The organism is Pseudomonas sp. PVC-5-1, assembly GCF_057444345.1.
Window position 1 is genome coordinate 5,569,349 of record NZ_CM172024.1, and the last position, 14,150, is coordinate 5,583,498.

10 protein-coding genes are annotated in these 14,150 nt (G+C 64.1%); 5 read left to right on the forward strand and 5 right to left on the reverse strand.

Features of this window, described 5'->3' with window-relative positions:
- Nucleotides 1–212 precede the first annotated feature (212 nt).
- Complete coding sequence (locus AC2T3R_RS25440) at nucleotides 213–581, reverse strand: response regulator transcription factor (RefSeq protein WP_023662911.1); 369 nt, start codon at nucleotides 579–581, stop codon at nucleotides 213–215.
- Entirely contained in the window at nucleotides 578–1,570 is a 993-nt protein-coding gene (locus tag AC2T3R_RS25445) for a response regulator (protein WP_486744421.1), read from the reverse strand. The genes AC2T3R_RS25440 and AC2T3R_RS25445 overlap by 4 nt, the downstream gene beginning before the upstream one ends.
- Before the next feature lie 238 nt (nucleotides 1,571–1,808).
- Here AC2T3R_RS25445 and AC2T3R_RS25450 point away from each other — a divergent pair, with 238 nt between their 5' ends.
- On the forward strand, nucleotides 1,809–6,857 hold the full coding sequence (locus AC2T3R_RS25450; RefSeq protein WP_486744422.1) for a trifunctional serine/threonine-protein kinase/ATP-binding protein/sensor histidine kinase: 5,049 nt from the start codon (nucleotides 1,809–1,811) through the stop codon (nucleotides 6,855–6,857).
- Between the two features lie 116 nt (nucleotides 6,858–6,973).
- Here the strand turns inward: AC2T3R_RS25450 and ycaC (AC2T3R_RS25455) are convergent, their stop codons facing one another.
- On the reverse strand, nucleotides 6,974–7,600 hold the full coding sequence (gene ycaC, locus AC2T3R_RS25455) for an isochorismate family cysteine hydrolase YcaC (protein WP_004375560.1): 627 nt from the start codon (nucleotides 7,598–7,600) through the stop codon (nucleotides 6,974–6,976).
- A gap of 73 nt (nucleotides 7,601–7,673) precedes the next feature.
- A complete protein-coding gene (locus AC2T3R_RS25460; protein WP_013974756.1) occupies nucleotides 7,674–8,036 on the reverse strand; it encodes a helix-turn-helix domain-containing protein in 363 nt (120 codons plus the stop codon).
- A gap of 180 nt (nucleotides 8,037–8,216) precedes the next feature.
- Here AC2T3R_RS25460 and AC2T3R_RS25465 point away from each other — a divergent pair, with 180 nt between their 5' ends.
- The 3 genes from AC2T3R_RS25465 to AC2T3R_RS25475 all read left to right on the forward strand — a co-directional run bounded on the left by AC2T3R_RS25465 (nucleotide 8,217) and on the right by AC2T3R_RS25475 (nucleotide 12,024).
- Complete coding sequence (locus AC2T3R_RS25465) at nucleotides 8,217–9,194, forward strand: GlxA family transcriptional regulator (RefSeq protein ID WP_410951502.1); 978 nt, start codon at nucleotides 8,217–8,219, stop codon at nucleotides 9,192–9,194.
- Nucleotides 9,195–9,431: 237 nt separating this feature from the next.
- Nucleotides 9,432–11,219, forward strand: coding sequence for a monovalent cation:proton antiporter-2 (CPA2) family protein (locus AC2T3R_RS25470; RefSeq protein ID WP_486744423.1), 1,788 nt, complete (start codon nucleotides 9,432–9,434; stop codon nucleotides 11,217–11,219).
- 511 nt (nucleotides 11,220–11,730) lie between these two features.
- Nucleotides 11,731–12,024 (forward strand): hypothetical protein, encoded by a 294-nt coding sequence (locus AC2T3R_RS25475; RefSeq protein ID WP_031324361.1) that lies wholly within the window; start codon nucleotides 11,731–11,733, stop codon nucleotides 12,022–12,024.
- Between the two features lie 176 nt (nucleotides 12,025–12,200).
- Here AC2T3R_RS25475 and ycaC (AC2T3R_RS25480) read toward each other — a convergent pair whose 3' ends face one another.
- A complete protein-coding gene (ycaC, locus tag AC2T3R_RS25480; RefSeq protein WP_013974760.1) occupies nucleotides 12,201–12,830 on the reverse strand; it encodes an isochorismate family cysteine hydrolase YcaC in 630 nt (209 codons plus the stop codon).
- Between the two features lie 280 nt (nucleotides 12,831–13,110).
- Between ycaC (AC2T3R_RS25480) and AC2T3R_RS25485 the strand changes: the two genes are divergently transcribed.
- A complete protein-coding gene (locus tag AC2T3R_RS25485; protein ID WP_264209701.1) occupies nucleotides 13,111–14,022 on the forward strand; it encodes a LysR substrate-binding domain-containing protein in 912 nt (303 codons plus the stop codon).
- Nucleotides 14,023–14,150: the final 128 nt, after the last annotated feature.

Sequence of the window (14,150 nt, forward strand, 5' to 3'; positions counted from 1 at the left end):
CTGCTTTGCAACCCATCGCAGGCAAGCCAGCTCCCACCCCGACCGCATCGGCCTCAAACCATGCGCAGTCCCTGTAGGAGCCTGGCTTGCCAGCGATGAGGCCAGTACAGCCAGTGCAAGACAGTTGCTCCCACACCGAACACATCGGCCCAAAGCCTGTGCAGTCCCTGTAGGAGCGGGCAAGCCCGCGAAGGGGCCGGGGCAGGAATACCTCACTGGCTACCCAGCAAAGCATCTTCAACCACCTTCAGCAGCACCTCTTCAGAAAATGGCTTGCCCAGGCAGACCAGCGCCCCAAGCGCCATCGCAGCCCGCACCGCCCCTTCATCCCAGTGCGCCGACATGCAGATCACCGGCAACCGCCACCCCAGCCTGGCCAGCTCGCGCTGCACCGCCAGCCCGCTCATTCCGGGCATCCTCAGGTCGAGCAGCACACACCCCGCTTGCCGCGCCAGTGCCGAGGCCAGGAACAGGTCCCCGGCAGCAAAAGACAAGGTCTCGAAACCTGCCGAACGTAGCAGGTTGGCCAGGCTTTTGCGCACCGAAGCATCGTCGTCAACGATGCACACCGTGCTGCTCATGCGCCGCCCAGGCCCTCAGGCTGCGCCCCGATAACGTTGTGCATGGCCACCAGTTCAAGCAGCGAGCGGGACTGCATCTTGTTCATGATGTTTTTCTTGTGCACCTTGGTCGTCACCTCGCTGGTGCCGATCTGCCTGGCGATCTGCTTGTGCGACAGGCCACCGACCACCAGCGAGAACACCTGGCGCTCGCGCTGGGTCAGGCGCTGGTACTTTTCCTCGACCTGCCGCGCATGGTGCCACTTGCGCCCTTCGGCCACGGCACGCGTGCGCACCGCCTGCAGCAGTGTCAGCATCTGGTCTTCGTCGAACGGTTTGGTCAGGAACTCCACGGCCCCGGCACGCATGGCCTGGACGGTCATCGGGATGGTGCCGAAGCCGGTCATGAACACGATCGGCCAGGGCAGCGCAAGTCGGCGCAGCGCATCTTGGACTTCCAGGCCGCTGGTATCGGGCAGGTGCATGTCCAGCAACAGGCAGGCATAGGGGGTTTCCAGGCGGGCCTCGAACAACGCCTCGGCACTGGCGAACAAATGATGCGGAATGTCCTGCGAGCGCAGCAGGCGGCCCAACGCCGTGCGCACCGACGGGTCGTCATCCACCACCAGCACCGGCACGTTCAAGTGCTCATCGAACAACTCGACAGTTTCGGCCGCGGCGCACAGCGGCGATTTGCCCGCCGCCTTGCCAGGCAACTCGAGGCTGATCTCGGCGGCCAGGCGGTAGCCCCGGCGTGGCACGGTCTGGATCAGGCCACGGTCGCCAAAGGCCTTGCGCAGCAAGGACACCTGCACCTGCAGGTTGTTGTCCTCGACTACCGTGCCGGCCCACACCTGGCTGAACAGCTCGTCCTTGTCGACCACCCGCCCCTTGGCCTTGATCAGCGTCGCCAGCACTTCGAATGCCCGCCCCCCCAACAGGACAGGCTTACCGTCAATAAAGGCTTCGCGCCGCTCCAGCGACACCTGGGCATTACCTATTCGGATCATGGCTTCCTCGCGCGGGCACGGGCGTTTCCCAGCCCAGGGCAGCCTAGGCCAGGGTACGCCTTCAGACAATTATCCCGAGGGATAGGTTGGCCTGAGGACTATACAAAAGCCCGCCAGCCCCCAGGGGACGATAACGGACAACAGCGTACCCTTTCCTGCCAAGCAGCCTGCAGCCCGCATCCCTGCTGGGTCCGCTGCGTATACTCGTGCGTCAGGATGTCGCTAGCAGGGGTGCCTTATGCTCGATGAACGCCTTGCCCACAGGCCCATCGATTACGACCAGTCCGTCGACGAGGGTTGGCTGAACCGGTGCGACATCAACGCGCTGGGCCAGGAAGGTGAACTCAGTTACTTCCGCCTTCGCGATCCAGCCACCGACCAGGCATGGATCGCCGTGCGCGCCCCGCGCGAGGTCCCCGCCGCCTGCCAGCGCCTGGAACGCGACTACCGCCTGCAACTCGACCCGCAATGGGCGGTGATCCCCTCGGCGTTCGTGCGCTCGGCCGAAGGCCCCCTGCTGGTGTACCCGGCCGGCCGCTCCATCGCCGACCTTATCGCAGAGGGCCCTGCCGCCCTGGCGCCGTTTCTCGAGATTGCAGTGAATGCAGCCACTGCCTTGGCCCAGGCACACGAACGCAATGTGCTGCACGGCGCGCTGCAGCCCGAACATGTGTGCCTGCGCGCGGACCAGCGAGTGCGACTGGGCTGCTTTCGCGCCGACCCGGCGGAACTGATCAGCGAACAGGGCACCCCGCTCGGCAACTGGGCTTACCTGGCGCCTGAACAGGTCTGCCCGCACGGCAGCAGCAGCGACCGACGCACCGACATCTATGCCCTGGGCGCGATCCTTTACCAGCTACTGCTGGGCGAATTGCCGCTGGCCGGGCGCGACACCCAGCACTGGCGCCAGCTGCATGCCGGCGTGCAGCCACGAGCGGCCTGCGAAGTGGACAGCAATGTGCCGCAACCTCTCAGCCGGATCCTGGCCAAGGCCTTGGCCAAAGAGCCGGACGCCCGCTACCAGAGTGCTCGCGCCCTGGCGGTGGACTTGGCCTATTGCCAGCGACAGTGGGCCGCCAGCAAGTCCATGGAGGCCTTCGAACCAGGCTGTGCCGACCCGATGACGCCCGACCGCGCACGCCTATATGGCCGCAGTGCCGAACAGAAGGCCATCGCCCTGCTGCTCAAGGCACAGCGCCGTGACAGCAAGCCACAAGCCCTGTTCATCAATGGGGCTACGGGCATGGGCAAGTCGAGCCTGGTCGAGGCTGCGCTCAGGGCCAACGCCCAGGGTTACTGGGCCATCGGCAAGTGCAACGGCGTTGCCCAGGCCGTGCCCTACGCGCCCTGGGTCGAAATTCTCGGCGCGCTGACCACCCAGTTGCTGGCCAAGAACAGCCGGGACCTCGACGCCTTGCGCTGCGAGATTCTGCGCCGTATCAAAGGCCACGGCCGGCTGCTCGGCAAGCTGGCACCAGACCTGCAACTGATCCTCGGCCCCTTGCCCGAGTTGCCGGCCAAGCCCACGCGTCTGGCGCTGCAGAAGGAGCTGCGGGCGATCGTCGAATTCCTGCAGGTATTCAGCCGCCCCGACCAGCCGCTGGTGCTGTTCTTCGATGACATGCATTGGGTCGACGACTCCAGCCAGCAACTGCTGGCGCAACTTCTGGCTCACTCGCCCGGCAACCTGTTGCTGATCTTCGCCCGGCGCAGTGATGCGCCAGCCAGCAGTACACCCCTTGCCCTGCCCGCAGCGGTGCGTAGCACCACGCTGAACCTGCGGCCCCTGGCGGTGAGCGCGGTGACCGAGTTGATCGGCGAGCGCTACCACGTCGGCCCCGAGGACGCATTGCAGGTGGCCGAACTGGTACACGACAAGACTGCGGGCAATCCGTTCTTCATCAATCAGATCCTCCGGGCCATGGTCGAGGACCAGCTGTTCACCTTCGATACCCAGGCCATGCGCTGGTCATGGTGCCTGCAGGCCGTGGCCCGCCACTGCTATTCCGACAATGTCGCCGACCTGATGATCCACCGCCTGGTGCGCCTGCCCGAGCCGCAGCGCGACCTGCTGCGGGTGGTCAGTGCGGCTGGCAGCCGCTGTGATGAACGCCTGCTTCACCAGGTACTCTCTCAAGCGCCCGGCGAGCCGTTGAAAGCCTTGATTGGCGCGGGTTTCCTGCAACCGGGCCAGAACGGCCTGGGCTTCGCCCATGAACGGGTGATGGAAGCTGCGTACGCTCTCACGCCAGCGCGCGCACGTGCCCAACTGCATGCACGTATTGCCCAGGCCATGCGCCAGGCCTGGCCGGGGCGCCTGCACGAGGTACTGTTCGAGCTTGCCAACCAGCTGCAACGCGCCAGCCCATGCGGGTTTGCAGCGGATGACTGCGAAGCTTTTCTGCAGCTTTTACGCGAGGCAGCAGCACGCGCACGCGATGGCGGCGCGTTCGAACAATCGGCTGGCTACCTGCACACGGCCGAGCAGTTGCTGCAACGCGGCGCAACGCTGGAAAGCCGCGCCACGCATGGCTTTGCCATCGCCTGCATGGCCACCGAGTGCGACATGCAACTGTCGCGAATGGTCGCGGCCGAGGCCCGCATCACTGAATGCCGCCTGCGCGCGCGCTCGGCGTTGGACCAGGCGCGGGTATGCCGCCTGCAGGCGCTGCTGTACACCTTGCGCGGCGACTATCAGGCGGCCATCGACAGCGCCATTTCCGGCCTGGACTTGCTGGGTATGAGCCCGGTGCGAGGTGTCGACTGGCAACAGGTCGAAGCCAGTCATGCCCATGTACAGACCTTGGTCGAACAGAAAGGCCGACACTGCCTGGAATCGCTGCAGCGCACCGATTCGGAGGAAGTGACAGTTGCCATCAGCCTGCTGGCCACCCTGTCGTCATCGTTTTTCGTGAAGGACGACATCTGCTTCCTGCACCTGGCCAAGCTCATGGAGCTGTCACTGCTGCACGGCGTCGCCCCGGGCAGCACCTACGGCATGGCCTGGTACGGGGTGATGATTGCCGAGCGCTTCGGCGCCTACCATGATGGCCACGCTTGCTGCCTGGCTGCGCTCAAGCTGATAGAGCGGCACGGTTTCGACGCTGACTTGACCAGCGCGCTGCTGGCCCTGGACCAGGTCAGCGCCTGGACCTCGCCCATGGAGTTCGCCCGCCGTACCGCACTGGATGCGGTCGACTCGGGGCGCCTGAGCGGCGACCTGGCGATGAGCTGCTATGCCTGCAACCACCTGGTTTCCGATTCGCTGTTCATGGGCCGCTACCTGCCGGACGTGGTGGAGGAACTGGCGCAAGGCCTGGCCACCGTGCGTCGCTACGGTTACCGCGACATCGAGCAGATCCTGCAGGCCCAGCAAGCGTTCGTCGCCAAATTGAGCGGCACGCCCTGCCCGGCCTCGGCCACAGCCTCGAAATCGCCTACCACGCGGTTCTTCCAGTACCTGATGGCCGGCATGTGCGACTTCTACCTGGGCAATATCCCGCAGGCCATGCGTAACCTGGCACTGGCCGGCGACAACACCTGGGCGGTACCGGCGCACATCAACCTGGCCGACTATCACCTGTTCCACGGCCTGGCCCTGGGCAGCCCCGAGGCCATTGGCAGCCTTGCCGACAAGCTGCGCGAGCTGCAGGCCCTGCGGGAGCGCTTCGGCCGCTGGGCCGGCTTCAACCCGGCCACCTTCCGCAACAAGCTGTTGCTGATCGAAGGCGTGATCGCCAAGCTCGAAGGCGACGGCCTGGCCGCCATCCGCTGCTTCGACCAGGCACAGATCGCCGCCACCGCAGCCGGTTTCATCCACGAGCAGGCGCTGGCCCACGAGCAGTTGGCCGAAGTATGTATCCCCAGCGGCCTGATCTCTGGCGCCAACCTGCACCTGCGCATCGCCCGCGACTGTTTCCATATCTGGGGCGCGACCGGCAAGGTGCACCAGCTGGAGGCGTTGCACCCGTTCCTGCGCACCCAGCCAATCCAGGAAAGCCAACGCGCAACCAACCAGGCCAAGCTCGACCTGGAAGCCGGCATCGAGGCAGCACGGGCGCTGTCCGAGGAAGTACTGCTCGAAGGCCTTATCGAAACCCTGATGGGCCACCTGACCCAGCATTCCGGGGCCGACCACGGTGCGCTGCTGATCGTCAGCGGTGCCGAATTCCAGATGGCTGCCCTCGCCTACATCGACGACGCCGGGCTGCACGTGAGCATGGACGACTGCCAGAAGTTCTTGACCCAGGCACCGCTGTCGATCATCAACGCCACCATGCGCACCAAGAAGCCCCTGGTGCTCAACGATGCCCAGAGCGATTGCCCCGAGGCCTTCCGCCAGCAGTTGCAGGCGCGCAAGGCCCGTTCGGTACTGTGCCTGCCGCTGGTGATCCAGGGCGTGCTGATCGGCCTGGTGTACCTGGAAAACCGCCTGGTACCGAACCTGTTCGGCAGCCAGCGCCTGGCCATGCTGGAAATCCTCGCCTCGCAGGCAGCGGTGTCGCTGCAAACCGCCAAGTTCTACACACGCCTGGCCGAAGACAACCAGACCCGCGCCCAGATGGAGGCCGAGTTGCGCCGCTCCCGCGCGGAGTTGGCGCGCACGGCGCACCTGCAGGTGATGAACGAGCTGTCCGCGTCCATCGCCCACGAGATCAGCCAGCCGCTGCTGGGCATAGCCTCCAACGCCGCTGCCAGCCTGCGCTGGTTGAAACGCGCCAAGCCCGACCTGGAAGAGGCGATTGCCGGCCTGGAAGATATACGCAACGACAGCGAACGGGCCGCCAACATCGTGCGTGCGCTACGCTCGCTGGCCAAACAGTCGCCGATGCAACTCAAGGTGGTGAAGCTGGACGAGTTGATCCGCGAAGTGGTGCGCCTTACATCGGCCGATGCCGCCAAGGGCCCGGTGGACGTGCAGATGCGCTTGCAGGCGGGAGTGAGCGTGATGGCCGACCCGGTGCAGTTGCAGCAGTTGGTGTTCAACCTGATTACCAATGGCCTGGAGGCGCTGGCGGGGTATCGCAGCGATGGGGTGCTGCGGATTGCGTCGGCGGTGGTCGGGGATGGGGTGGAAATCTGCGTGGACGACAACGGGCCGGGGATTGCAGCGGATGAGCGCGAGCGAGTGTTCGATGCGTTTCATACCACCAAGATCGGTGGCATGGGGATGGGCTTGGCGATCTGCAACTCGGTGGTGCAGGCCCATGGTGGGCAGTTGCAGGCGCTGGTGTCAGAGCTGGGGGGGTGCCGGATTCGCCTCACTCTGCCTGTGAATCATTCTTAGCCTGTTCCGGCCTCTTCGCGGGCACGCCCGCTCCCACAGGAACCGTGCAGCTCTCAAGCTGTGCGCTATCCCTGTGGGAGCGGGCGTGCCCGCGAAGGGGCCGGTACAGGTTTACATCAACGGGCGCTCAGGGCCGCATAGCTGTTCATCAGGTTGCGGTAGTTGGGAATGCGCTGCGACAGCAGGTTACCCAGCCCTTCGATGTCATTGCGCCAGTCGCGGTGCAGCTCACAGGCCACCGAGAACCAGTTCATCATCTGTGCACCCGCCTGGGTCATGCGCACCCAGGCCGCCTGCTGCACGGTTTCGTTGAAGGTGCCCGAAGCATCGGTCACCACGAACACTTCAAAACCTTCCGCCAGCGCCGACAGGGTCGGGAACGCCACGCACACATCGGTCACCACGCCTGCGATGATCAGCTGCTTGCGGCCAGTGGCCTTGATCGCCTTGACGAAATCTTCGTTGTCCCAGGCGTTGATCTGGCCAGGGCGGGCAATGTACGGCGCATCCGGGAACATCTCTTTCAGCTCGGGCACCAGCGGGCCGTTCGGGCCTTGCTCGAAGCTGGTGGTGAGGATGGTCGGCAGGCCGAAGAACTTGGCCAGGTCGCCCAGGGCCAGCACGTTGTTCTTGAACTCGTTGGGCGAGAAGTCCTGCACCAGCGAAATCAGGCCGGTCTGGTGGTCGACCAGCAGCACCACGGCGTCGTCTTTGTTCAGGCGCTTGTAATCGGGTTGGCTCATCGGGGTGACTCCTTGGGTTGGGAAAACAGGCCGGCACTGTCCACAAGGGGCTATACCGGCGGATAGGTTCGGCTTAAGGATGGGCCTGCGCCTGGCGCCAGGCCTTGGGTGGCTGGCCGACCAGGCGGCTGAAGGCGCGGGTGAAATGGGCCTGGTCGCAGAAGCCGCATTCCAGGCTCACGTGGGTGATCGGCGCCTCGGTGGCGAGCAGACGCTTGGCCTTTTCCATGCGTGCCAGCAGGCGCCACGCCTGGGGCGAGAGGCCGGTGTTGACCTTGAACGCACGCGAGAAGTGGCTGCGGGTGAGGTTGCATAACCCGGCGATTTCGATGATCGACAACGGGCTGTGCAACATCAGTTCCTTGGCCCGGCGCAAGCGCGCCGGCGTCAGTGCGCCGGGGGTTTGCAGCGGCGCTTGGGGCGTCCCGGGGTGCATGGCGGCTCTCCTGTTCAATGCAGAAAGTCTCGCCTCCGGCACATGACAAAGTCCTGAGCCAAACCTGAATTGTTGTTAATTGCGCGCTGCTGGCCCTGACGGTTTTGCCGATACCTTAAGATGCGTTTCGTATTCAGCTTCGGGCCGCTGGTGGCGGCCGGCATTCAAGGCAAAAGAGCGATGCAGGAAAAACCCGCCCACCGCACCGTGGCCATGGTGTTGTTCAATGATGTGTTGTTGCTGGACGTGACCGGGCCCATGGACGCGTTTGCCATTGCTAACCGCTTCCTTCCTGCCGAGCGGAAGTACCGGCTGCTGACCCTGGCCGAAGGGCAGGCAGCGGTGCGCGGCTCCTGCGGGTTGAAAGTGGTAGCCGACCTGCGTCTGGAGGACTTGCCGGAAGCCGTCGACCTGTTGCTGGTGCCAGGCGGCCCGGGGGCCTATGACATCGCCCTGCCAGGCATCGAGCGCTGGCTGCCCCAGGCCGTGCGCCAGGCCAAACGCTTTGGTGCCATTTGCACCGGGGTATTCCTGCTGGGCCGGGCCGGGCTGCTGGACGGCTATCGCTGCACCACCCACTGGAACTACGTGGAGCGCCTGGCACAGGCGTTCCCCGAGGCGAAGGTCGAGACCGAACAGATCTACGTGATCGACCGCTGCCTGATTACCTCGGGCGGCATCACCGCTGGCATCGACCTGGCACTGGCGGTGGTGGCCGAAGACCACGGCAAGGCGCTGGCCCTGGAAGTGGCCAAGGTGCTGCTGGTCGCCCGCCATCGCCAGGGCGGGCAGATACCCTACGGGCCACTGCTGGCGGCTGTACCGCGGGATGATTCGCCGATTGCCCGGGTGCAGGCGTATATCGTCGACCATATCGAGCAAGCCTTCACCGTGCAGAAGATGGCCGACCTGGTGGCCATGAGCGGGCGCAACTTCGCCCGCACCTTTCAACGCGAGGTGGGCATCACGCCGCTGCAATACTTGCAGAACGCACGCATCGACCGCGCGCGCAAGCTGCTGGAAAGCAGCGACCTGCCATTGAAAATGGTGGCGACGCAGTGCGGTTTTGGCAGTGACCGGCATTTGCGCAAGGTTTTCTGCGAGCGGATTGGCATGACGCCGGCGCAGTATCGGGCGCAGTTTGGTGGCGGTGAATAGTCAGATCTGCGCTGCCTTCTTCGCGGGCACGCCCGCTCCCACAGAGATAACACCGGCCTCAGGGGCAGTGTTGTACCTGTGGGAGCGGGCGTGCCCGCGAAGAGGCCATCACAGGTTGTCACCTGTAGCGGGACAATGTTTCTCCCCGATAGCAGATTGTCTGACTCCATCTCAACCCCCAGAATTGTCCGCCAAACTGATCTAACGCTGCCCCGGCAGCTCATGGAGTACGAGCCAATGCCACACGAAGGCAGCCTTCTGCAAACCGCGGTGATCTTTCTGCTTGCCGCTGTTCTCGCCGTCCCGCTGGCCAAGCGACTGAAACTGGGGGCCGTGCTCGGCTACCTGCTTGCCGGCGTGATCATCGGCCCGCAGGCGCTGGGCCTGATCCGCGATACCGAAAGCGTGGCGCACATTTCCGAGCTGGGCGTGGTCCTGCTGCTGTTCATCATCGGCCTCGAGCTTTCGCCCAAGCGCCTGTGGCTGATGCGCAAGTCCGTATTCGGCGTCGGTACCGCCCAGGTGCTGCTGACCGGTGCGCTGATCGGCGCCATCGCCCTGTTCGGCTTCAGCCAGACGCTACCGGCGGCCATCGTGCTCGGTCTGGGCCTGGCGCTGTCGTCCACCGCCCTTGGCCTGCAGAGCCTGGCCGAAAGCAAGCAGCTCAACGCCCCGCACGGCCGCCTGGCGTTCGCCATCCTGCTGTTCCAGGACATCGCCGCCATCCCACTGATCGCATTGGTTCCACTGCTGGCCGCCAGTGGCCCGGACACCAGCCACGGCGACAGCCTGGAGCATGGCCTGAAGGTATTCGCCAGCATCGCCGTGGTCATCGTCGGTGGCCGCTACCTGCTGCGCCCGGTGTTCCGCACCGTGGCCCGCACCGGCCTGCCGGAAGTATCCACCGCCACCGCGCTGCTGGTTGTGATCGGCACGGCCTGGCTGATGGAAGAAGCCGGCATTTCCATGGCCCTGGGTGCCTTCCTCGCCGGCCTGCTGCTGGCCGACTCGGAATACCGCCACGAGCTGGAATCGCAGATCGAACCGTTCAAAGGCCTGCTGCTGGGGCTGTTCTTCATCAGCGTCGGCATGGGCGCCAACCTGCGCCTGCTGATTGAAATGCCTTTGGTGGTGCTGGGCCTGACCCTGCTGCTGGTGGCGGTGAAGCTGGTACTGCTGATCGGCGTCGGGCGCCTGGCCGGTGGCCTGAACAGCGCCAGCGCCCTGCGCCTGGGCATGGTGCTGGCTGCCGGTGGCGAATTTGCCTTCGTGGTGTTCAAGCAGGGCAAGGACCAAGGCCTGTTCGACACCCAGACCTACGACCTGCTGCTGATGACCATCACCCTGTCGATGGCCATTACCCCGCTGCTGATGATTGGCTGCGCCCAAGCGCTCAAGCGCCCGCAACCGGCGCGTGAGGTGCCGGAGCATTACAAGCAGATCCAGGCTGACACGCCACGGGTGGTGATCGTCGGCATGGGCCGCATGGGCCAGATCGTCGCGCGCATCCTGCGGGCACAGAAGATTCCGTTCATTGCCCTGGAAACCTCGGTGGACACCATCGAGATGACCCGTATGTTCGAACAGGTTCCCGTGTTCTACGGCGACCCGCTGCGCCCCGAGGTGCTGCATGCCGCCAAGGTGGGCGAGGCGGAATACTTCATCATCACCATCGATGACCCGGAAGCTGCCATTCACACGGCGGAACGGGTGAAACGCCTTTACCCGCACCTGAAAGTGCTGGCCCGAGCGCGTAACCGCCAGCATGTGCACAAGTTGGCGGATGTCGGCGCCGAGCCGATTCGCGAGACGTTCTACTCCAGCCTGGAGATGACCCGCCGGGCATTGGTGGGGTTGGGGTTGAGCGAGGCGCAGGCGGCGGACCGGATTGCGCGGTTTACCCAGCATGACGAAGAAGTGCTGGTGGCCCAGGGGCAGGTGCGTGATGACCGGGCCAAGGTGATGCAGACGGCCAAGGAGGCCCGGGCGGAGTTGGAGCGGTTGTTTGATTCGGATGCGGATTGAGGGTTGGCGCATCGATTCAGGAAGAGGGCTCAGGCCCTCTTTTGTATTTTTGGCTTGAGATTGTCTGGGTCCGCTGCGCGGCCCTTCGCGGGCACGCCCGCTCCCACAGGAATAGCGCAAGCCTGGCAAGCGGTGCAGTACCTGTGGGAGCGGGCGTGCCCGCGAAGGGCCGCGCAGCGGACCCAGTGCACAAAAATATCAGCAGCATCCTACTTCGTTGCGAGCCATTTCCTACTCAGCCATACCATCTGACGAATTATCCTACGCACCGTGTCGAAGCCCGTCTGATTGTCCGGGGAAAGCCTGCTCTCTAGGCTTGCCGGGTCGCTGTCGGTTCAGCGATCGGGTGTGGAAACCCGGATGTGATGAAGGGCTGCCGTTATGGCAGTTGTGCGCGTGAGGCCTTTTGGCCTACCGGCTTGCCTTCTCACCGGTTTTCCACCCCGCGCACAACTGCCGCCTTCTGCGTGGAAACGGGTGGTTGCAGTTCAACCCGAGAGAAGGAATTGCCATGAAAAGAATCGTCCCCAATCCACCCCTCCCCAGCACCACACAACGCGCTTTCAGCCGCTGCGATGCCGGCCATCCACCTTTGTTCACAGTAAACCCAGGCGTCTCTGCCCACGACGCCCTGGTGCATGTCGCCCAGTACCTGCGCGGCGCCTACGACTGTGGCTACAAAGCCCTGGAACACCTGGATGAAACCGGCAAGAGCCTGTTCTGGAGCAACCTGAATGCGCTCGAAATGGCAGAAGGATTGGTTGAGGCATTGCTGGATGGGATTGAGTCGCAGCCCATGAATTGATGTTGTCTGTTCTGGCCCCTTCGCGGGCTTGCCCGCTCCCACAGGTACTGCATAGTGTCAGAGCCTGTGGTACTCCTGTGGGAGCGGGCAAGCCCGCGGAGAGGCAGGCACAGCAAACACAAAAGGCCGGCTCCCTATAGAGAGAGCCGGCCTTTTTGCATTCAACTAACGGGCTGTTACTTACCCGCAGTCAGCGCGTTGTAGCTGGTAATCAGGTTGCGATAATCCGGAATGTGGTTGGAGCAGAGCGCCGCCAGCCCTTCGATGTCGTTGCGCCAGTCGCGGTGCAGCTCACAGGCCACGCCGAACCAGGTCATCATTTGCGCGCCTGCGCGGCTCATGCGGTCATGGGCAGCATCGCGGGTCATTTCGTTGAAGGTGCCGGAAGCATCGGTCACCACGAACACTTCGAACTCCTCTTCCAGGGCCGACAGCGCCGGGAACGCTACACAGACCTCAGTCACCACGCCGGCGATGATCAGCTGTTTCTTGCCAGTGGCCTTCACCGCCTTGACGAAGTCTTCGTTGTCCCAGGCGTTGATCTGGCCTGGGCGGGCGATGTAGGGGGCGTCCGGGAACAGGGCTTTCAGCTCTGGTACCAGCGGGCCGTTGGGGCCTTGTTCGAAGCTGGTGGTGAGAATGGTCGGCAGGTTGAAGAACTTGGCCAGGTCGGCCAAGGCCAGCACGTTGTTCTTGAACTTGTCCGGCTCGATGTCACGGACCAGGGACAGCAGGCCAGCCTGGTGGTCGACCAGCAGGACAGCGGCGTCGTCTTTGTTCAGGCGGTTGTAGGTGAATTTGCTCATGGTCTGTGCTCCTAAGGGTTATGAATTTTTCAGCATTCGGGGGTGTTTCGCGTTGATGGGCACAGATTAAAATCATCACCTTTGTGGCGGTAGATAGCAGAATTTGGCTTTAGCGTTCCGTTTTATGAACGATAGATTGGCGCTGGATTTACTGGCCTCTTCGCGGGCATGCCCGCTCCCACAGCTACTGCACTGGCTTTGAATCTTGTGCGATCCCTGTGGGAGCGGGTTTACCCGCGAAAGGGCCGGCACAGGCAACCAAGTACCCGGAGACCGATCATTGGAAGACCTCAACTCCCTCTACTACTTCACCCAAGTAGTCGAACACGGCGGCTTCGCCCCGGCTGGCCGGGCGCTGGACATGCCCAAGTCGAAGCTAAGCCGGCGCATCGCCGATCTCGAAGACCGCCTGGGCGTGCGCCTGCTGCACCGCACCAGCCGCCATTGTTCGCTCACCGAGATCGGCCAGGCCTACTACAACCGCTGCCTGGCCATGCGCGTGGAGGCCGAGGGCGCGGCGGAGATCATCGAGCGCAACCGCAGCGAACCGCGCGGCCTGGTGCGTATCAGTTGCCCGACCACCCTGCTCAATTCCTGGGTCGGGCCGATGCTGACCCGCTATATGCTCAAGTACCCGCAGGTGGAGCTGTTCATCGAGAGCACCAACCGCCGCGTCGACCTGCTGCACGAGGGTTTCGACATCGCCCTGCGGGTGCGCTTTCCACCGCTGGAGAACACCGACATGGTGATGAAGGTGCTGAGCAACAGTACCCAGTGCCTGGTCGGCCAGCCGCAGTACCTGGAGCAGTTGCCCAAGCGCTTCGACCCGCAGTTGCTCGGCACGCTGCCGAGCCTGCATTGGGGCAGCGCCCAGCGTGAGTACCAGTGGGAGCTGTTCCAGGGCGAAGACAGCAGCCGCAGCATCGTCATCCCGCACACACCGCGTATGGTGACGGACGACCTGTTCGCCCTGCGCCATTTCGTGGTGGCCGGGGTGGGTATTGCGCACCTGCCGCGGGTGGCGGTGCGCGAAGACCTGGCGGCGGGTCGGCTGGTGGAGTTGTTGCCGGACTGGCACCCGCGTTGCGGCATCGTGCATGCGATCTTCCCGTCACGGCGGGGGTTGCTGCCATCGGTGCGGGCGCTGATCGATCATCTGGCCGAAGAATTCGCCATCAGCGACATGGCTTGAGTTCTGGGTTGGCTGTACCGGCCTCTTCGCGGGCTCGCCCGCTCCCACAGGTTCACCACAGGCTCTGAACCCTGTGCAAAACATGTAGGAGCGGGCAAGCCCGCGAAGAGGCCGGCACAGGCAAAACC